This window comes from Nocardia sp. NPDC003963 (genome assembly GCF_053605105.1).
This window is the reverse complement of record NZ_JBSGIP010000002.1, coordinates 201,499-220,364: the sequence shown is the minus strand read 5'-3', so window position 1 is coordinate 220,364 and position 18,866 is coordinate 201,499. Positions and strand designations below refer to the sequence as shown.

Below are 18,866 nucleotides of genomic sequence, written 5' to 3'. Positions count from 1 at the left end.
ATCGGGCCGGAAACGGTGCCCGTCAGAATTCGAGGCGCAGTACGTAATCGTGGTGCACCTGCCGCCCCACGGTGAAAGTTCTCGTACCCACCTGCCGGAAGCCGTATTTGGCGTAGAAACGCTGCGCACGCAGGTTCTGCTGGTTCACGCCCAGCCAGACCCCGGCACAGCCCCCACCGCGCGCCTGTGCCAGGGCCGCGTGCATGAGCGCACTGGACACCCCGGCGCCGTGATGGCCGGGCAGCACGTACATCTTGCTGATCTCCAGGACCGGTTCCAGCGCCACGGCCGCCGCCACCGCGGGGTCGGCCGGTGAGCCGCTGTGCAGGATCGCGTATCCGACGATCTCGTCGTCGGCAACCGCTTTGAGAACCGTGCGTGCCGGATCGGACAGGTATTCGCCGAAGCGTTCACCGGAGAGGACCTCGGCCAGGAACACCTCGATATCGTCCATATCCGAACCCGGTGGGCAGGCGAGCGGAAAGGTCGCGGCGGCGACATCGCTGAGCGCTTCGGCGTCCCACAGTCCGGCCCGGTCCACGGTGACAGTGGTCATATCCCAATGAGACCACAGGCCGGTGGCGCACCGGCGTGTCCGCAGGTCCGGCAGGTGCGGGTGCCGCATGCGGGCAGGTCGTCCGGGTTCGCGCCCGGCCTCTCGCGACCTGCGGCGATAGGCGTAATGGAGCCTTCAGCTTTGCTGCCGGACACATCCGACGTAATCTCTCGCCCATGAGGAGCGGGAACCGCATCGCAATCGTCGGTGCGGGTATCGCGGGTCTGGTCTGCGCGAAGGTCCTGAGTGAGGATGGGTTCGCGGTCGAGGTGTTCGACCGAGCCCCCGATATCGGCGGCGTGTGGAGCGAGACTCGCCGTTACCCGGGCTTACGTGCGCAGAGCAGCAAGAACACCTACCACTTCTCCGACCATCCGATGCCCGCGGATTATCCGCGGGTGCTCGACGGAGCGCGGATGCAGGAGTACCTGGCGAGCTATGTGCGCGCGTTCGGCCTGACCGATCGGCTCCGGCTGCGCACCGAGGTGGTCGCGGCCGATCCGGTCGACGGCGGCTGGTTGCTCGAAATCCGCGACCTCGACGGGGTGCACCGCACCTCCTGTGATCACCTGGTCATCGCCAACGGTGTGTTCAGCGAACCCGCGCTTCCCGATTTCGCGGGTGCGACCGAATTCGGGCGCGCCGGTGGTCAATTGGGTCACAGCACGCAGTTCCTGGATGTGGACGCGGTGCGCGACCGGTCGGTCGTCGTGGTCGGCTACGGCGCCGCGGCCTGCGATCTGGCCACCGAGATCAGCCGGGTGGCCGCCGAGACCACGGTGGTCGCCCGCCGGCTGCTGTGGAAGATGCCGCGCCGTCTCGCCACCGGACTGGATGCCGAACGGGTGCTGCTCACCCGTACCGGCGCCGCCCATTTCCCGCATCCCGAACCGGGCCGGTTCGAGCGGTTGTTGCACGGTCCGGGCCGGTCCTTCCGGGAGAGCAATCTCGATCTGGTCGAAGCGCTCGTGGCGCAGCGCTCCGGTGCCGCCGAACTCGGGCTGGTACCGCCCGTGCGGTTCGAACAGGCACACGAGGCCGCGTTCGGCCTGGCCGCGGACGGTTTCGCCGAACAGGTGGCGGCCGGCCGGATCACTGTCCACGGCGGGACGGATGTGGTCGCGCTGGGCGGCACCCAGGGCGCGCCCTACGCCGAACTGTCCGACGGCCGGTTGGTCCGCGCGGATATCGTCGTCTGTGCCACCGGGTTCCAGCAGCGTGTACCCTTCCTGACCCCGTACGTGCAGCGGCAGCTCACCGACGACAACGGCAATTTCCGGCTGTACCGGCAGATCCTGCCGCTCCAGGTACCGCATCTGACCTTCGCCGGCTACAACTCGTCGCTGCTCAGCGCGGTGGGTGCGGAAGTGGGTGCGCACTGGACCTCGGCCCTGCTCACCCGGAACCTGTCCCTGCCGCCCGCGGAGACGATGAACGAGCGGATCGAGGCCCGGCTGCACTGGATGCAGGAACATACCGGCGGGCATCACGCGCACGGCACCTCGGTCACCCCCTACGCACTGCGGGATATCGACGAACTGCTGGCCGATCTCGGAGTGAAACTGCCGCTCGCGGCCCGCGCCGCGCAATGGGTGCGCCCCGCCCGGCCCGGTGACTACAAGGCGGTGTCGCGGCGGAAGCGGGCGCCGGTGGCGCATGATCCGGGCTCCGCCGCGTACGGTGCCGCGCCCGCGGCACCACCGCAGCCGACGGTGGCGCAGAGCGGTGCGACCGAACCGATCCACACCGGTCCGGCACGGGCCGGATCGCCGGGCGGACAGCCGGTGGCATCCGAATCCCCGACCGTGCAGTTGCCGGGTTCGGCGCTTCCCGGCGCCGCCGATCGCACCGAGATTCTCCAGGTACCGGCCGGCCGCCCGTCCGGTCCGGAACAGAACCGGGATGCGCAACCGGTACCGGGGAAGACCCCGCAACCGGCGGCTCGGCCTCACCCGGGTAATGCCCCCGAGCCGGTGCACACACGGTGGCCCGTGAATGCGCCACAACCTCCGAACACGCCGCGGCCGGAGTTTCCGGCACCCGCGCCCGATGGACAATCCGCGGAGGCACCGGCGCCCGGTGCCGCGTCGGCCGATGCCGTGCGGGACCCGGATGCCGCGCGGCGGGCCGCCGCGGAGAAGCGTGCGGCGGGTATCGCCGCGCGATCCAACAGCCCCACGGTCCGGCTCGATATGCGGGCGGCCCAGGCCGCCGCGGCCGCTTACCCCGCCGCGATGCCCGAGCAGCCGTCCGCTGCCCCGGCGACACCGCGTACCCCGGAACAGGCATCCGCTGCCGCGCCGGCACCGAATTCGCCCGAATCGAAACCGGGTCCGGCCGAACCGGAGACCGCGGATACAGACGTGACATCCGATACCGCAGCGCCGGCCGGTATCGAAGACAAGTCCGGTACGGAGTCCGCGCACTCGGCCTTCCCGGCCGCCGAAACGGAATCCGTGGATGCGGCACCGTCGGCCACCGAGTCGGAGTCTCCGGGCTCACCGTCCGCTGTCGTCGAGTCGGAGTCCGGGGATACGGCGTCCGCTGTCGTCGAACCCGAGTCCGTGGATGCGGCACCCTCGGCTGCCGAGCCGAAGTCCACAGCTCCGGCTTCGCCGACCGGCAGTTCGAAGTCCACGGATTCGGCGTCCGCCGCCGGCGAATCGGAGCCCGCGAAGTCGGTGAGCGCCGATACCGGTTCGGTTTCGACCGAGCCCGAAACGCAGGCCACCGGCGCGTCCTCGCGCACCTGATCCGGCCGTGCCGGATCTGGATCTGAATCTGCTGGTGGCGCTGCACGCCCTGCTCGAGACGAACAGTGTCACCCGGGCCGCCGAACGGCTGAACACCTCACCGCCGGCCATGAGCCGCACCCTGGGACGGTTGCGTCGCGTGTACGGCGATCCGCTGCTGGTGCGTGCGGGGCGTCAACTCGTGCCGACCCCGCGGGCGCTCGAACTGCGGTTCGAGGTGAGCGCGCTGGTCGAACAGGGCCGGGCGCTGCTGGCGAAACCCGATACCGTCGATCCGGCCGCCCTGGTGCGCGGTTTCGCGGTGCACGTCGACGACGCGGTACTTCCCGAACTCGCCGCCCGGCTGCTCACCGAGGTCCGTGCCCAGGCCCCCGGGGTGACCCTGCGCTTCGTCCCCGGTGATACCGCCGCCTCGGCCAATGCGCTGCGCGACGGCAGTATCGACGTCCAGGTCGGGGTCATCGCACAGGCCGATCCACAGACCCGGGTGGAACGGGTGCGCGGTGACCGGCTGATCGGTGTCGCCGCTGCCGGACATCCACTGGTCACCGATCGGGTGACCGTCGCCGCCTACGCCGCCGCGGCCCATATCAGCATCTCCGCACGCGGTATCGCGCGCGGACCCATCGACGACCGGCTCGCCCTGCACGGCCGTACCCGCCGCGTCGTGGCCACTGTCCCCGATCTGACAACAGCGTTGCTGGCGGTGCGCTCCGGTGCCGCGGTGTGCCCGGCCCCGGCGGTCGTCGCGACGACCGCGCTGCCGGCCCTGGGTCTGTGTTCCTTCGAGATCCCGCTGCCGCTGCCCGAAGTCACGATCTCCCTGGCCTGGCATCCGCGCAACACCCCCGATCCCGCGCACGCGTGGTTGCGAACACTGGTGCGCACGGTCTTGGCGGCCTCGGATCCGGTGACCGGGACACTGCCGGACGTGAGGGTTCCGTGGGTCCCATCTGGGTAACTGCTGGGCAGAAACCTGGCGTTGACCGGCATCTGTGGAGCACCCTGGAATATGTCGGCATGGTGCCGGGCCGACATGGTGGGACGGGTTAGATGGGTGGTCGCATGCAGACGAAGCGGCGGACTGAAATGCGGTGTGGGCGCCGGACGATGTTGTCCGACCTGGGTATATCCGACGGTCCGGTGGGTACGGACACCGCGGAGAAGACCACATCGGGTTACGGTTGCGGCTGTGCTCGCTGTGTGGAGGCACAGTGGGACGCGCAGCGGCTGAAGTACTGGCTGGCGAGCCGGCTGCTCGCGTTCGGCGCGGACGAGGCGGTGGTGGACCGGCGCTGCGGTCCCGTCACGGTCGACGTGTGGTGGCGGCGCGGTACCGAGCAGTTCGCGATCGAGGTGCGTACCGGCCCACTGACCCAGGAACTCGCGCAGGAACATACGGACCGGTTGCGCGCACTGGGCTATTCGGGCGTGCTGTGGTTGTGCGCCCCCGGTTTCTGGGTGTCCCAGCTGCCCGCCCTCGGTATCGCCGATCTCGCTCCCGTCTCCTGTGAGTACCGCGCGGTGTCCGGCATGCTGGAAACCGGCCCCACCGGTCTGGCAGTGCCGGGTGAACGACCCTACGAGTTGCGGGAGTTCCTCCGGCAGTGGGTGACAGGTGAGGTGGCGTGGGGATACCGCGACCATGTGCGGAAGGGATGGGCGGCCGTGACCGATTGGGAGAAGCACACCAGGACCCAGGCGCAGCTGCTCGAACAGCAGCGACTGGAACTGATGACGCAGCGGACCACCCTGGCCGTGACGCGGCAGGCGGTGCGCGAGAAGAAGCAGCAGCTCGCCCGGATGGTCGCCCGGATGGAACGTACCGCGCAGCGTGCGCGCGACCAGGCCGAGGCGGTAGCCGCGGTGGATCGCCGGATCGCCGATCAGGAGCGGGTGCACCGCGCGCTGGAGGACACCATCCGCCGCCTGCACAAAACCATCGACAACTGGCAGCTGATAGTCGTTTTCGTGATGCTGTTGCTGGGGACCTTCATCGCGGCGACCATGCTGGTCAAACCCTGACCCGCTGCCGCGCCGCCACCCGCGCGATGCCGTACCGCCCGGGGCTAGGTGGCGGCCAACCGGAACGGTGCCCGGTCCCACTGCCATTCGTGGCGGACCACCAGCGTGATCAGGTCGAGGAGGCCGAAACCGGTGTTCGCCCGCAACTGTCGCAGCGCGGGCAGCCGGACCGGGCCCTCGGCGAGTAGTTCGGCGAGCCGGTTCTCGATCCCGGCGGGTACCCGGCGGGCCGCCAGCTCCGATTCGCCGACCGAGCTGCCCGTCCAGAGCAGCCAGCCCCATCCGTTCTCGTGGGCCCGGGCCCGGGCGGCCGCGGACTTCATCCGGTTCATCCGGAAACCGATATGCCCCAGTGGTTGTTCGTCGATCAGCACCCGGCGTCCGTCGGTGAGTTCGGCGACCACGGTCGGAAAGTGCAGATATTCCTCGCCGTCGACCCGATACCCGACGGCGTCCGGGTATTCCTGAAAGGTGCGGATCCGGTCGTCGGTGTCGAGCAGGCGCAGCAGCCGGGCCTCCAGTCCCGAATCGAATCCGATGTCGCGTCCGGGCTTGTGCAGATAGAACCGGCCGCGGCCGTCGTCGTCCAGGTCGAATGTGCGCGCCGGCGTGGTGGGCAGTGGAGCGGGTGAACCGGAGCCGGTGGGCCAGTCGATCCGGTTGGGCCACGGCGGCGGTGGTCCGGCGGGCGCCCCGTCGGCGCGTAGCCGGGAGAGCAGATGATTCGTCTTCTTGCGCCAGCCCACGATGCGCTGGGTGACGAAGCCCGCGACCCGTTTCGCGTCGGCGGCGGTATGGCCGGCCAGGCGCAATTTCAGGTACGACAGATCGTTCACCGCGATATCGGTATCGGTGGCATAGGTTTCGGCCAGCAGCGCGCGCGTCAGCACCGAATCCCGGGTGCCCACGGGGTAGCGCCGGGCGTACTCCGGGACCGGTAGCCGTCCGGCGCGCGCGGTGTGCCGGAGCAGTTCGCCCGCCGCCTTGGTGTGCAACTGGCGCGCGCGGTCACGGGAGAAGTCCAGCCGGGCGCCGATCCGGGTGAGCGTTTCCGGGCGGTCTCCGGAGATACCGAGCCGCAGCCGCAGGATCGTCCCGGCCCGTTCCCGGTCGACGGCGTAATCGTCGACGAGTCCGGCCAATTCGTGGATACATTCCTCGAACTCGAAGGACAGGTGATCGAGCAGATCATCGGGGAAGGAGTCCCCGATCTCCGACCCGGCCGGATCGTCGGGCAGCACGTCGCGGGCTGGTTCCGTCTGCACACACACCCCCTGTCGGGACCCGGCGGACCGGTCGGCTCGAACTCGTGCGGGTCAGCTTAACCTCGTCCGCCGACAATCCCGGCGGCCGCCGGGAGGCGCCACCGGCGCGCCCCCACCGGTAGCAGCACCCCGACCGGCCGGGAATCGTCTGCGGCGGGCCGGGCCGGGACTTCCGCCCACCGGCTTCCGGGGCCGGTAGCGGCTGGATGGCTGATAGGTACGCGGTGCCGGAAGCCGGTGTTGCGGGTGCGTCCGACCCGGGTGCCGCGGAGATTCCGACGAGGCGGATCTGCGCCCAGGACCTGTGATCTAATGAGGTTTGCCGAGCAATTGCCGAAGCGGCATCGATCCACCGGCCGACGTGTGCGGACAGCAGCGGAGAAGATCCCGCTACGACCGGCCGCCGAGAGTTCGGACACGGTTGCACCGGATATCGGCGCGCTGATCCGACCGACAGATGTGGAGGATTTCGTGCTGCACACCGATATCCCGACCCGCGGCGAAATCGAAGCGCTCGCGGCCCTGACCGACGATTGGTGCGTCTCGATCTACACCCCCACCGAATCCGATTCGGCCGATCCGGACCGCAACCGGATCGCGTTCTGGGACCAGGTCCGGCGCGCTCTCGACAAGGTCACCGACCCCGCGGCGCGGACCGCCCTGGAAGAGGAGTTCGACCTCCACATCGACGACGCCGAGTTCTGGCGCTATCAGTCGCGCACCCTGGTCGCCCTGGCCACCCCGACCCGGATCCGTACCTACCGGTTACCCAACGAACTGAACGCCTCCGAAACGGTGGGCGACCGCTTCTACCTGAAACGCCTGCTCCGCGCGGTGACGTTCCCGCAGTCGGCGTTCGTCCTGGCCCTCGCCGAAGGCGGCGTCCGCCTGGTGGAGGTCACCGCCGACAAACCGGCGTACACGGTGCGGATCCCGGGTCTGCCGAGCAGCTCGGCCGATCACGCCGGCAAGGCGAGCCTCGGTGACCGGGCTCCGAAACGGCGGGTGCAGGGCGAAGAGGGCCGCAAAATGCGCGCCCGTCAGTACGCCCGTGCCATCGATACCGAACTCCGTGATTTCCTGTCCGGTCGGCGCGTTCCGCTGATCCTCGCCGCGACCGAACCGATCGATTCCCTGTTCCGCTCGGTGAACAGCTACGACAACCTACTGGCCGAGAGCATCCCCGGCAATCCGGAGCATGCGTCCGATCAGGAGTTGGCGGAGCGTTCCCGAGCGATTCTGGACCGCCACTACGCCGCCGAGCTGGCCGAACTCACGGATCTGCTGAACGAGCGTCGCAGCGCGGGCCGGGCCGCCACCGATGTCTCCGATCTCGCGAAGGCGGCTGTCGCCGGCGCCGTCGACACTCTGCTCGTCGATATCGACGCCTCGGTCCCCGGCACCGTATCGGCCGACGGCTCGGTCACCTTCGGCGAACCGGACGCCACCGATACCCCAGGGATCCTGGACGAGATCAGTCGCCGAGTCCTGATGACCGGTGGTCGGGTACTGGCCGTCCGCGCCGGCGATCTGCCCGACGGTGCGCAGATCGCGGGGATTCTCCGCTACGCGGCCTGAGCTCCGGCAACAGCGAAGAGGCACTCTCCGGATACCGGAAAGTGCCTCTCAACTGTTCTGAACTGGTGCGCGATACTGGGATTGAACCAGTGACCTCTTCCGTGTCAGGGAAGCGCTCTCCCGCTGAGCTAATCGCGCGAGGTGGAGACGGGAATCGAACCCGTGTGCACGGCTTTGCAGGCCGTTGCCTCACCACTCGGCCACTCCACCGCGCAAAGGGGGAAGGCATTCAATGCGCCTGGCCCTACCTCTCGAGCGGATGACGGGATTCGAACCCGCGACCCTCACCTTGGCAAGGTGATGCGCTACCAGCTGCGCTACATCCGCATTTCGCATCCCCGGGGGCTGTTCTGTCCTCCGTGGTGCGAGACAGAACATTAGCCCACGTTCGGCGGAACCTACAAATCGCCTGGTAGGGGCACCTGAATTACATGGATGTCATTTCCGGCCGAGGTGGGCTGCGCCGCCCGGCGGGCGCATCGCATATCGGCGCCGGCTCCCGCGGGTACGGGGTGTCGCGCGGCCGGTGATCTCGCGGAACCGAATGACAACCGGGTGATTTGGTGGCGAGCGGGTGGTGCGTGTTAAGGTTCGTACTCGTTCGGCGGGCTTCGAAAGCTCCCGAGCGGTTCATCCCGGTCTCATAGCTCAGCGGGAGAGCGTCCGCCTCACACGCGGAAGGTCGCTGGTTCGATCCCAGCTGGGACCACTGAAATCCCTCTGTCCCGTATGCGGGTCAGGGGGATTTTTTCGTGTCCGCCCCGGCTGGGAGAACGGGATCGGCCGCCGGATACCGCCGAGGTCCGGCCTCGGTGGTATGTGTGTCGCACGCGGATTCGCCGCGGGTCGGCTCGCGGCACGGGCATTGCCGGGGTCGGTCGCTGTGCAGGCCCGATCTCGGTTGCCTCCGCGCCGGCGCGCTACCGCTGCGGGTCGGCTCGTCGGGGCGCGCAGTCCGCGACGAACAGTTTCTGCTTCGGCTATTCATTATTTGTGCATCGGGAACAATGTCAATTCTGCGAATTGTGACATCTGCACATGTCGATGGATATATCCGGTGAACTATTTGTAAAAATTATATTGTCTCGGAGGATTGTCGGGGTACGGACCCGATCCATGATTTACCACCGGACTGTCGGACGCGGTCGCCTTCGACGTGTCGTCGGGAGATTCGATGCGTTTCCGGTTTGCATGGGACGCGCGCGCCCGAAGCTTCCGGCGAGTCTTCGGGCGCGCGCCGCAGTGACTACCCTCAGGACTCGAGCGCCGCGATAACGCAAGCCTGGAATGGGCTGTGACCTGCTGCTTTGAGTACACACTGACCGGCGACGGTAGCAAGGTCGGGGCGCGGCGGGGCGATATCGTGGCGTTGCGCGGAGGCTGTAGTTGCCGAAAGAGCGACTGCAGCCGAAGCGACAACTATCGGGAGACCGACGAATTTTACAACGGTACGGATCATGTTCATTTCCCTTCGGGAACAGGAATGGCCACCGGCGATAACTGTGCGCCGGTGCTCCGGGGGCGGTCTACAAGATGTGGGATCTGATCGCACAATTTGTCCACCACGGAACAGGGTATCCCGAAAGTCCTATTTCTTCAGCGCCGACAATTTCCCACTGTTGGCCGGGCCGCGGTCGCCGTACCGATATTCAGGTCTCGGCGCCACCGGCCGGCCGAGGCCATGACAGGTTGCCACGTCGAGCAGTGCCTCCGGCGCGGCACCCGGCCGGAATCGTCGCCGGACACCGGGCGTGGACGGACCCGGGCCGGACTCCGCCGGGCCGCCGGATCTCGCGGGCCCGTTGCCCCCGCGGGTGCGTGCGCGGCATGGTCGGATTCGGAAGCGCGGGGTGTCCGCGTTCGGTAGCGGGTGTCGCCGTGGCCGAGGGAGCCGACGCACGCTGTCACCGTCGGCCACGAACCCGATGGGATGGTGTGATTCCGGCCTGTACTCCTCGAGTGCACTGGGGCTCACACTGTCCGGAGCCGGGAACGCGCACCCGTGGGCCGTCGGCTGGACGCTCCGTGCGCGTCGCCGCATTCGATGGCACGGCCGGATAGATGAAAGCCGCGGCGGATTTTCGGGCGATCGCCGCCCGGCTCGCCGGAGATTTTCGAGTGGTGGCCGAGCGCGAGCGGGCCGAGGGCTTCGGCGGCGGATTGCGGAAGTCGACCGAAAGCCTGGTTCGGGCACAGGACAAGATACGTTGGGGGACAGGCGAACTAACGCGATCGTCGGCGTTCGATCCGAATGTGGGACAGGTGGCGGACCTGCCCATCCGGAACGGATTCCCGCATTTCCCGACCAACGAGTCCGGAGTCGCCTACGGAGAGCGGGTTCTCGGTCCCATCCGGGACCGCCTCGATCCCGACGCTTTCCGGGCGATGTTCCACTACACGGAGTACTCCCCGCCGTACAACAGGCTGCGGTACGCGGATCCGGACGAGTGGTTCGACCAACTCGCCACCGCGAGCGGACAATATCGTGTTCGACTCGTGGGTGGTCGCGCCGTGAGCTGTGGCCTCCGGCTCCGGCACGACCGATCGGTCAGCGACGGCGGGCGTCCGCCTCGAGCAGTTCCGGCAGCCGGTGAATGCGTACAGGTGGGAGTTCCTCGTCGTAGCGTTCGATCTCGACCAGGCAGCTGTTCACCGAGGGGCCCTGGGCCAGTGAACTGGTGCCGATATCGTTGGTGACGGTGTTCGGGTTGCCGTGTACATCCAGTGAATCCGGGTCGGCGGGGTCCAGGGGGTCGTACCAGGCGCCGGTGGCCATCTGCACGACTCCGGGCCGGACGGCGTCGGTGAGCCGGAGGCCCGCGAGAAGGGCGCCGCGGTCGTTGAAGACGCGGACGATATCGCCGTCGTGCAGGCCGCGAGTGGCGGCGTCGGCCGGGTGCATGCGCAGGGGTTCGCGGTCGCGGATCTTGGATTCCCGGCTGGTGACGCCGTAGTCGAGCTGGCTGTGCAGGCGGGTCGCGGGCTGGTGGGACAGCAGGTGCAGTGGAAAGCGTTGTGCGCGTGGGCTGCCGAGCCATTCGCGGGCGGGGAACCAGGCGGGATGGCCGGGAGCGTCGGGGTAGCCGAAAGCCGCGACGGTTTCGGAGAAGATCTCGATCCGCCCCGACGGTGTGGCGAGTGGGTGGCGGTCCGGATCGTCGCGGAACCGTTCGAGGACATGACGGCTCTCCGGCAGCGACGGTCGTAGATCGATCGGTTGCCCGGACCGGAACTCGGTGTAGCCGGGGAGGGCTGTACCGGCTGCCGCCGCGTTCTCCGCGGTCACCTGCCACAGGTGTTCCACCCATTCGCGCGCGGTGCGTCCCTCGGTGAACCGTGCCCCGAACCCGAGCCGGTCGGCGAGCGCGGCGAAGACGGCGTAGTCGTCGCGTGCCTGCGCGTAGGGCGGCAGAGCCGGAGGCATGGGGGAGAGCCAGTGGTCGGTGCGGGAGGCGGCGAAATCCTCGCGTTCCGCGGCGGCGGTGCTGGGTAGCACGATATCGGCCAGGCGGGCGGTCGAGGTCCAGCTGATCTCGTTGACCACCACGGTGCGGGGCCGCGCCCAGGCCCGGCGCAGCCGGTTGAGGTCCTGGTGGTGATGGAACGGATTACCACCGGCCCAGTAGATGAGGTCGATCTCCGGGTAGGTGAGGACGCGGCCGTTGTAGTCGACGGTTTCGCCGGGGCGTTCCAGCATTTCGGTGAGCCGTGCCACCGGCACCACATCCGAGACCGGGTTCGCGGGCTGCGGTAGGGCGGCGATCTCGAACGGCGGGTAGCGGCGCTGCATACTGTTGGTCATCCCGACGCCGGTGCCCATCAGCACACCGCCGCCGGGCAGCCCGATATGGCCCAATGCGGCGGCGAGTGCCCAAGCGGCCCAGTAGGTCTGTTCGCCGTGTTCGGCCCGTTGCAACGCGTAGGGCAGGCCGATGAGGCAGCGTTCGCGGGCCAGCAGCCGGGCCAGGTCGCGGATCTCGTGCGCGGGCACCTCCGACAGAGCGGCCGCCCATTCCGGGGTTTTCGGTTCACCGTCCGCGCGACCTGTCACGTAATCGGCGAAGCGGTCGAAACCGGTGGTGCAGCGGTCGAGGAAGGCACGGTCGTGCAGATCCTCCACCACCAGGGTGTGCACCATCGCCAGCATGATCGCGGTATCGGTGCCCGGCCGGCAGGGGATCCAGCGGGCGGCCGGGGCCGGGTCGAGATCGTCGCGGACGGGGCCGATATTGATGGTGCCGACTCCGGCGGCGCGCAGGGTCGCGAGCTGGTCGCGGTAGCGGTGGGCACCGTAACCGCCCGGATTGACCTGCGAGTTCCGGGCAGCCCCGCCGCCGAAGAAGACGATGCGGGCACAGTGCCGGGCGATCTCGTCCGTGGTGGGCGACTGCCGGGCCGCGAAATAGGCGTTCATGCCGAGGATATGCGGGATCGTCACCTCGGCGGCGGCGAAGGAATAGGTGTCCACCGACGCGGTGTAGCCGCCGAACATGCGCAGGAAGCGATGGATCTGTCCCTGTGTGTGATGGAACCGGCCGGCACTGGCCCAGCCGTAGGAGCCGCCGTAGATCGCGCGGTTGCCCGCGCGCTGCTGTGCCGACCGCAGCGCGCCGGCGGTGATATCGAGCGCTTCGTCCCAGTCGACCTCGACGAACGGTTCCCGGCCCCGTCGCGAGGTATCGCTGTTCTCGCGGTCCCGGTGGTAGCCGAGCCGGACCGCGGGGCGGGCGACGCGATGGTCGGGGTCGTGTAGCGCGCTCAGCGAACGGCCGATCGGCGAGGGATCGGGATCGTGCCCGGACGGAGTGACGCGGATCTCACCCGAGGTGTCGCGATCGATGAGGAAGTTCCCCCAATGCGTCGCGGTCGGCAGTGGCTGCGGCATCGTGTTCCTTCCAGCGGTCTTTCGGCGATCCCGGTCACCGATCACGGTACGACCGGGCGGTGTGTCGAGGGCGGGCACGGGTCGGGGAACCGGTGTGCTGCGGAGTTCGCGCGCCCCTGGCGTCGCGACGTGGGGGTACCGGTGCGGGGAGTGCCGGGGGCGCCCGAGTGAGCCGGTCGAGGCGATTGCTATCTTGAACGTCGTTCAAGTCTTGGTGTGGCGGAGGTATCGCGGTGAGCGGTGTCGAAAACGAGCGGATGCCGCGGGCCGGTGTCACCGCGCGCGATATGGCACAGATCGCGGTGTTCGCCGCGTTGATCGCGGCGCTCGGGTTACCGGGTGCCGTCACGTTGGGGTTCAGCGCGGTGCCGATCACCGTGCAGACCCTGGGTGTCATCATGGCCGGAGCGATCCTGGGGCCGCGTAAGGGCACGGCCGCCGTCGCGGTGTTCGTCGCGCTCACGATCATCGGGTTGCCGCTGTTGTCGGGCGGGCGGACCGGGCTGACCGCACTGGCCGGTCCGAGTGCCGGATATCTGGTGGGCTGGATCCCCGCGGCGCTGTTCATCGGTCTGTGCACGACCCGGATCATGCCGAAGTATCCGGTAATGCCGGCGCTGGTGATCAACGCGATCGGCGGCATTGTGGTCATCTACTCGTTCGGCACTGTGGGGCTGCTGCTGCGCACCGATCTCGGGCTGTGGTCGGCGATCGCCTCTAACGGGGTATTCCTGCCGGGGGATTCGCTCAAGGTGGTCGTCGCGACGGTGGTGGCCCAGGGCGTACACCGTGCCTATCCCGGGCTGATCCGTGCCTAGTCGCGAACTCGGCGGGGCCGCCGCCGCGCCCGCACTCGATATCGGCGGGCGGGTCCTGACCTACGCCGGACTCGATCGCGCCGTGGACCGCTGGATCGATCGGTTCGAACCGGGCCCGGCCGGATACGACGCCTCGACATTGCCGCTCGCCGAGGCGCTGGTCTGTATCTGCGCGGCCGCCCGTCGCGGTGTCCCGGTGGCCGTCGAGGACCCTGTCGCGCGGCCGGTCCGGACCGAATGGCCGGACACCGCGTTCCTGCTGGTCGCCACCTCGGGGTCGACCGGGCGGCCCCGCCCGCTGGCCCGTACGGCGGCCTCCTGGTACGACAGTTTCCCGGCGTTCACCGCGATCACCGGTGTGACGGCCACTGATCGAGTCCTGCTCACCGGCCCGCTGCACGCGACCATGCATCTGTTCGGCGCCCTGCACGCACTCTGGCGCGGTGCCTGTGTGACCGACGAGCCGCGGCACGCCACCGTCGTGCACGCCGTACCGGCGGTGCTGCGCGAGGTGGTGCGCGCTGCGCCCGAGCTGCGTACCGCTGTCGTCGCCGGGATCGCTCCCGACCCCGGGGCGCTGGCGGCGGCCCACCGGCTACGTGTGGTCGAGTACTACGGTTCCTCCGAGGTCTCGCTGGTCGCGGCGCGCCACGTACCCGGTCCACTGCGTCTGCTCGACGAGGTGGACGCCGAGATCCGCGCCGGGTTGCTCTACGTCCGATCGCCCTACACCGTGCTCGGCGCGCCCGAATGGTTCTGTGTCGGCGATCTGGCCGTGCTCGGCGACGACCGCGAACTCGAGGTTCGTGGACGGGGCGAGGCGGCGATCAATGTCGGAGGCACCACCGTCGTCGCCGAGGATGTGGAACGGGTGCTCGGTGGTATAGACGGTGTAGTGGCGGCCGCGGTGATCGGGTCCGCGCATGCGGTGCTCGGTGAAACAATTACGGCGGCAGTGCAATTGGACGGTATCGAAATCGAGGACGTACGGCGGCGGGCGCGCGGGCTGTTGAGCCGCGAAGCGGTACCGCGCCGCTGGGTCCGGGTCGGTGAGCTGCCCACCACGACCGCGGGAAAGGTCGCACGCGGCCGATTGAAAGACTTGCTGGCGTGAATACCGCTCCTGTTCTGGTCGCCGCGCGACGCACCCCGATCGGCACAGCCGGTCACGGGTTCGCCGCGTCGACAGTGATCGATCTGGCCGCCCCGGTGCTGGAAGCTGTGGCCGGTTCGTTGCGCGCGGCCGGGGTGGACGACGAGATCGACGATGTAGTGCTCGGCAATTGTCTGGGTCCCGGTGGAGATCCGGCGCGGGTGGCGGCGCTGCGGGCCGGGCTCGGGGTGCAGGTGCCCGGAGTGACGGTGGACCGGCAGTGCGGTTCCGGGCTGGACGCGGTGATGCAGGCGGCGCTACGGGTGCGCGGCGGCGGCGACGAACTGATCCTGGCCGGTGGTGTCGAATCCGCCAGTACCGCGCCGTGGCGATTCTGGCCGCCGGAGCCCGAGCACGAGCCCGTGCGCTACACGCGGGCCCCTTTCGCTCCCGAGGGGTTCCCGGACCCCGATATGGGTGCCGCCGCCGACGACCTCGCGCGGATCCGCGGTATCGGCCGGGAACGCCAGGACGCCTACGCGGCCCGATCGCATACCCGCGCCGCGGCCGCCGATTTCGGCGCCGAGATCGTACCGGTGGCCGGGGTGAGCCGCGATCAGCGCATCCGCCCGGGGATGACCGCGCAGCGGCTGGCCCGGTTGCGGCCCAGTTTCGGACCGGAGGGAACCGCGACGGCGGGTAACTCGTGCGGTATCTCCGACGGTGCGGCCGTTCTGGCGGTGACGAGCGAACAGCGGGCGGCCGGACTGCCCGCGCTCCGGGTACTCGGTTCGGCGGTCTGCGGTTCGGATCCCGCGCTGCCCGGACTGGGGCCGGTCCCGGCGATCCGGAAAGTGCTGCGGCGCACCGGCTGTTCGGTCGGTGATCTCGGGATAGTCGAGATCACCGAGGCCTTCGCATCGGTGGTGCTGGCCGTCTCCGACGAGCTGGGCCTGGACGAATCCGTGCTCTGCCCGGAGGGCGGCGCGATCGCCATGGGCCATCCCTGGGGTGCGTCGGGCGCGGTGCTGCTGGTGCGGCTGGCGAGCCAGATGTTGCGGCCGGATGGGCCCGCGCTCGGACTCGCGGCCTGTGCCATCGGTGGTGGGCAGGGAATCGCCGTACTCGTGGAGCGGGCAGGATGAGCGAGATCGTTTTCGACGGAGTGAGTCACCGCTACGGCGAGCGCCGGGTACTGCGCGAGGTGGATCTGCGGATCACCGAACGCCGGGTCGGCATCATCGGCGCCAACGGGTCGGGTAAATCGACGCTGGCCCGGATGATCAACGGCCTGCTGACCCCGAGCTCGGGCACCGTGACCGTGGACGGTATCGACGCCTCGAAGAAGGGCGCCCAGGTCCGCCGCAAAGTGGGCTTCGTCTTCACCGACCCGGATTCCCAGATCGTCATGCCGACGGTGTCCGAGGATCTGGCGTTCTCGCTGCGGCGTACCGGGCTGAGCCGAGCCGAGGTCGCCGAGCGGGTGGCGGGGACGCTCGACCGGTTCGGGCTGGCCGCGCACGCCGAACATCCGTCCCATCTGCTGTCGGGTGGGCAGAAACAGTTGCTGGCGCTGGGCGCCGTACTGATCCGGCATCCAGAGGTGATCGTCGCCGACGAGCCGACCACCCTGCTGGATCTGCGGAACGCGCGTGCTGTCGCCGCCGCGCTGGATTCGGTGGACCAGCAGGTGATCGTGGTGACCCATCAGCTCGGCCTGCTGAACAGTTTCGAACGGGTGATCGTCGTCGACGAGGGCGCGGTGGTATTCGACGGCACCCCCGCCGCGGCGGTACCGGCCTATCGGGAGCTGATCGAGTGATCGGGCTGTACTTTCCCGGCCGCTCGCTGCTGCACCGGATCCCCGCCGGTGTGAAACTGCTGTCGCTCGTCACGGCCATCGTGGCGGCCACCGTTCTCGTACGGACCCCCGTACAGATCGGAATCCTCGCGGTTGTCGTCGCCGGACTGTTCGGGCTCGCCCGGATCCCGTGGCGGGTCGCCCTGGCACAGTTGCGGCCGGTGGTCTGGATGCTGGCGCTGATCGCCGTCGTGCAGGTGCTGACGACCTCACCCGCGCGTGCCGCGGTGGTCTGCGGACTGTTGTTGCTCTCCGTCGCGCTGGCCGCGCTGGTCACCCTGACGACCCGGGTGACCGATATGTTGGACGCCGTCACCCGCGCGCTCGGCCCGCTGCGGTATCTCGGTGCCGACCCGGAGCGGATCGGCCTGATGCTGGCGCTGGCCATCCGCTGTGTGCCGCTGCTGGCCGGGATAGTCCGGGAGGTCGCCGACGCCCGGCGGGCCCGCGGTCTGCAGTGGTCGGTGACCGCGCTCGCGACCCCGGTACTGGTCCGGGCCCTGCGCACCGCCGACGCGATGGGTGACGCGCTCGCCGCCCGCGGGGTGGACGATGACTGAACTGCTCGCCGACCGGATCGCGGGGCAGGCGGCGCGGTACCCGTCGGCGACGGCCGTCGTCGACACCCGGGACCGGATCGCCTACGGCGAGTTCTGGGACCGGGTCGGCCGTACCGCCGCCGGGCTCGGCGGCGCGAACCGGGTGGCGGTACTGCCCACCTCCGATATCGACTCGCTGGTCACGGTGGCGGCGGCGATGTACGCGGGGGTCGGTGTGGTGCTGCTGCACCGGCATCTGCTGCCGCGGCAGCTGGACCGGGTGCTGACGCTGAGCCGGCCGACGCAGGTGTGTGCCGCCGGCCGGCATCATCGGCTGCTGCGCCGGCTCGGCTGGGCGGGTCCGATCCGCACTGCCGTGGATCTGGAATCGGCCGGTCCGGCCGGCCGGGCCCGGCCCGGCAGCGAACTCCTGGCCGGGATCACATCGGGAACCACCGGTGAACCGAAACTGTTCGTCCGTGATCAACGCTCGTGGGCGGCGACCCTCGACCGGTCCGACGTGACATTCGATATCGGGGCGGGGGACCGGGTCTCGGCGCCGGGCGTGCTCGACCACACGCACTTCCTGTACGGCGCGTTGCACGCGCTCACCCGAGGCGCGGCGGTCGACCTGCGTCCGGTCACCGTGGCGCTGGCCGATCGCCCGACACATCTGTACTCGGTGCCCGCCATCGCCTGGGAGGTGGTGCGGGCGGGGGCCGGGCCGATCGGCAGCGTACGCGAGGTGCTGTCCTCCGCGGCCCGCTGGCCGCGGCCGGGGCGGGTGGCATTGCGGGAGGTACTGCCGAACGCCACGCTCACTCATTTCTACGGCGCTTCGGAGTTGAGTTTCGTCTCGTTCGATCGCGGCCTCGGCGAGTGTGACGAGAGTTCGGCGGGTGAGTTGTTCGACGGCGTCGAGGTGCGGATCCGGGACGGTATCGTCCAGGTGCGCAGCGATATGGTCTTCACCGGTTACCTGACCGAGGCCGGTGTGGTGGACGGTCCGGTCGACGGGTGGTTCTCGGTGGGTGACCGGGGAACACTGTCGGGCAACAGATTACGTCTCTTCGGCCGCGACGGTGAAATGCTGATCCGCGGTGGTCTGAATGTGGAACCGGCGGCGGTGGAAGCCGCGCTGGCCGCGATCCCCGGGGTCACCGAGGCCGCGTGTATCGGGATCGCCGACGAGCGCTGGGGGCAGGTCCCGGTGGCCGCCGTCGTGGTGACCGACGATGCCGTCGGCCCCGCGGAGATCCGGAAGCGACTGCGCGCGGTACTGCCGAGCCCGAGCCTGCCCGATCGGATCATGATGCTGGAGCGACTGCCGCGTACGCCCCGGGGCAAAGTGGACCGCAGTGCGCTGACCACCTTGTTCGGCTGATCCGACGGTATCGCGGCTGCCCGGCACTCCGGGGTGGGGCCGGACGCGGCCACTTGTATCGGGCTCGTGAACCAGGGGTGTGTCCGGCCGGCGCGCAGGGATCCGGAGT

The 18,866-nt window shown here is 69.2% G+C and carries 13 protein-coding genes and 4 tRNA genes; 11 read left to right on the top strand and 6 right to left on the bottom strand.

All coding sequences use genetic code 11. The annotated features are described in order from the left end of the window. Positions 1-22: 22 nt before the first annotated feature. Entirely contained in the window at positions 23-556 is a 534-nt protein-coding gene (locus tag ACWEWT_RS09620; protein ID WP_452557881.1) for a GNAT family N-acetyltransferase, read from the bottom strand. A gap of 176 nt (positions 557-732) precedes the next feature. Between ACWEWT_RS09620 and ACWEWT_RS09615 the strand changes: the two genes are divergently transcribed. From ACWEWT_RS09615 to ACWEWT_RS09605, 3 genes are all read left to right on the top strand, one after another. Further along, positions 733-3,309 (top strand): FAD-dependent oxidoreductase, encoded by a 2,577-nt coding sequence (locus ACWEWT_RS09615; RefSeq protein WP_452557880.1) that lies wholly within the window; start codon positions 733-735, stop codon positions 3,307-3,309. A gap of 7 nt (positions 3,310-3,316) precedes the next feature. Beyond that, the gene (locus ACWEWT_RS09610) at positions 3,317-4,270 is read left to right on the top strand and encodes a LysR family transcriptional regulator (protein ID WP_452557879.1); all 954 of its coding nucleotides are present in this window, start codon (positions 3,317-3,319) and stop codon (positions 4,268-4,270) included. Positions 4,271-4,452: 182 nt separating this feature from the next. Next, on the top strand, positions 4,453-5,334 hold the full coding sequence (locus ACWEWT_RS09605; RefSeq protein WP_452557878.1) for a hypothetical protein: 882 nt from the start codon (positions 4,453-4,455) through the stop codon (positions 5,332-5,334). Between the two features lie 44 nt (positions 5,335-5,378). On the opposite strand, the gene ACWEWT_RS09600 is transcribed toward ACWEWT_RS09605, so the two are convergent. Next, on the bottom strand, positions 5,379-6,599 hold the full coding sequence (locus tag ACWEWT_RS09600; protein ID WP_452557877.1) for a hypothetical protein: 1,221 nt from the start codon (positions 6,597-6,599) through the stop codon (positions 5,379-5,381). 363 nt (positions 6,600-6,962) lie between these two features. On the opposite strand from ACWEWT_RS09600, the gene ACWEWT_RS09595 reads away from it, so the two are divergent. After that, positions 6,963-8,177: a baeRF11 domain-containing protein gene (locus tag ACWEWT_RS09595; protein WP_452557876.1), complete on the top strand. Its 1,215-nt coding sequence runs from the start codon at positions 6,963-6,965 to the stop codon at positions 8,175-8,177. A 63-nt stretch (positions 8,178-8,240) separates the two neighbouring features. Here the strand turns inward: ACWEWT_RS09595 and ACWEWT_RS09590 are convergent. From ACWEWT_RS09590 to ACWEWT_RS09580, 3 genes are all read right to left on the bottom strand, one after another. Beyond that, positions 8,241-8,315 (bottom strand) — tRNA-Val (locus ACWEWT_RS09590). A gap of 1 nt (position 8,316) precedes the next feature. Beyond that, positions 8,317-8,387 (bottom strand) — tRNA-Cys (locus ACWEWT_RS09585). A 44-nt stretch (positions 8,388-8,431) separates the two neighbouring features. After that, positions 8,432-8,504: transfer RNA gene (locus tag ACWEWT_RS09580), tRNA-Gly, on the bottom strand. A gap of 310 nt (positions 8,505-8,814) precedes the next feature. Here ACWEWT_RS09580 and ACWEWT_RS09575 point away from each other — a divergent pair. Continuing rightward, positions 8,815-8,886 (top strand) — tRNA-Val (locus tag ACWEWT_RS09575). Positions 8,887-10,725: 1,839 nt separating this feature from the next. On the opposite strand, the gene ACWEWT_RS09570 is transcribed toward ACWEWT_RS09575, so the two are convergent. Then, a complete protein-coding gene (locus ACWEWT_RS09570) occupies positions 10,726-13,062 on the bottom strand; it encodes a molybdopterin-dependent oxidoreductase (protein WP_452557875.1) in 2,337 nt (778 codons plus the stop codon). Positions 13,063-13,295: 233 nt separating this feature from the next. Between ACWEWT_RS09570 and ACWEWT_RS09565 the strand changes: the two genes are divergently transcribed. Genes ACWEWT_RS09565 through ACWEWT_RS09540 form a run of 6 tightly spaced genes read left to right on the top strand, consistent with a single transcriptional unit; the run spans position 13,296 to position 18,757 of the window. Further along, complete coding sequence (locus ACWEWT_RS09565) at positions 13,296-13,880, top strand: biotin transporter BioY (RefSeq protein ID WP_452557874.1); 585 nt, start codon at positions 13,296-13,298, stop codon at positions 13,878-13,880. Further along, a complete protein-coding gene (locus ACWEWT_RS09560; RefSeq protein WP_452557873.1) occupies positions 13,873-14,994 on the top strand; it encodes an AMP-binding protein in 1,122 nt (373 codons plus the stop codon). Before ACWEWT_RS09565 ends, ACWEWT_RS09560 begins: the two co-directional genes overlap by 8 nt. Then, the gene (locus ACWEWT_RS09555) at positions 14,991-16,118 is read left to right on the top strand and encodes a thiolase family protein (protein ID WP_452557872.1); all 1,128 of its coding nucleotides are present in this window, start codon (positions 14,991-14,993) and stop codon (positions 16,116-16,118) included. Before ACWEWT_RS09560 ends, ACWEWT_RS09555 begins: the two co-directional genes overlap by 4 nt. Further along, positions 16,115-16,795 carry an energy-coupling factor ABC transporter ATP-binding protein gene (locus ACWEWT_RS09550; RefSeq protein WP_452557871.1) on the top strand — a complete coding sequence of 227 codons (681 nt, stop codon included), beginning with the start codon at positions 16,115-16,117 and terminating at the stop codon, positions 16,793-16,795. Before ACWEWT_RS09555 ends, ACWEWT_RS09550 begins: the two co-directional genes overlap by 4 nt. Beyond that, a complete protein-coding gene (locus tag ACWEWT_RS09545; protein ID WP_452557870.1) occupies positions 16,792-17,394 on the top strand; it encodes an energy-coupling factor transporter transmembrane component T family protein in 603 nt (200 codons plus the stop codon). Before ACWEWT_RS09550 ends, ACWEWT_RS09545 begins: the two co-directional genes overlap by 4 nt. Further along, entirely contained in the window at positions 17,387-18,757 is a 1,371-nt protein-coding gene (locus ACWEWT_RS09540; RefSeq protein ID WP_452557869.1) for an AMP-binding protein, read from the top strand. The genes ACWEWT_RS09545 and ACWEWT_RS09540 overlap by 8 nt, the downstream gene beginning before the upstream one ends. The last annotated feature ends 109 nt before the right edge of the window (positions 18,758-18,866 follow it).

What these genes read in the sequence shown, in the direction of transcription:
- ACWEWT_RS09620 (WP_452557881.1), bottom strand. Translation starts at nt 556, where the DNA reads ATGACCACTGTCACCGTGGACCGGGCCGGACTGTGGGACGCCGAAGCG.
- ACWEWT_RS09615 (WP_452557880.1), top strand. Translation starts at nt 733, where the DNA reads ATGAGGAGCGGGAACCGCATCGCAATCGTCGGTGCGGGTATCGCGGGT.
- ACWEWT_RS09570 (WP_452557875.1), bottom strand. Translation starts at nt 13,062, where the DNA reads ATGCCGCAGCCACTGCCGACCGCGACGCATTGGGGGAACTTCCTCATC.
- ACWEWT_RS09550 (WP_452557871.1), top strand. Translation starts at nt 16,115, where the DNA reads ATGAGCGAGATCGTTTTCGACGGAGTGAGTCACCGCTACGGCGAGCGC.
- ACWEWT_RS09540 (WP_452557869.1), top strand. Translation starts at nt 17,387, where the DNA reads ATGACTGAACTGCTCGCCGACCGGATCGCGGGGCAGGCGGCGCGGTAC.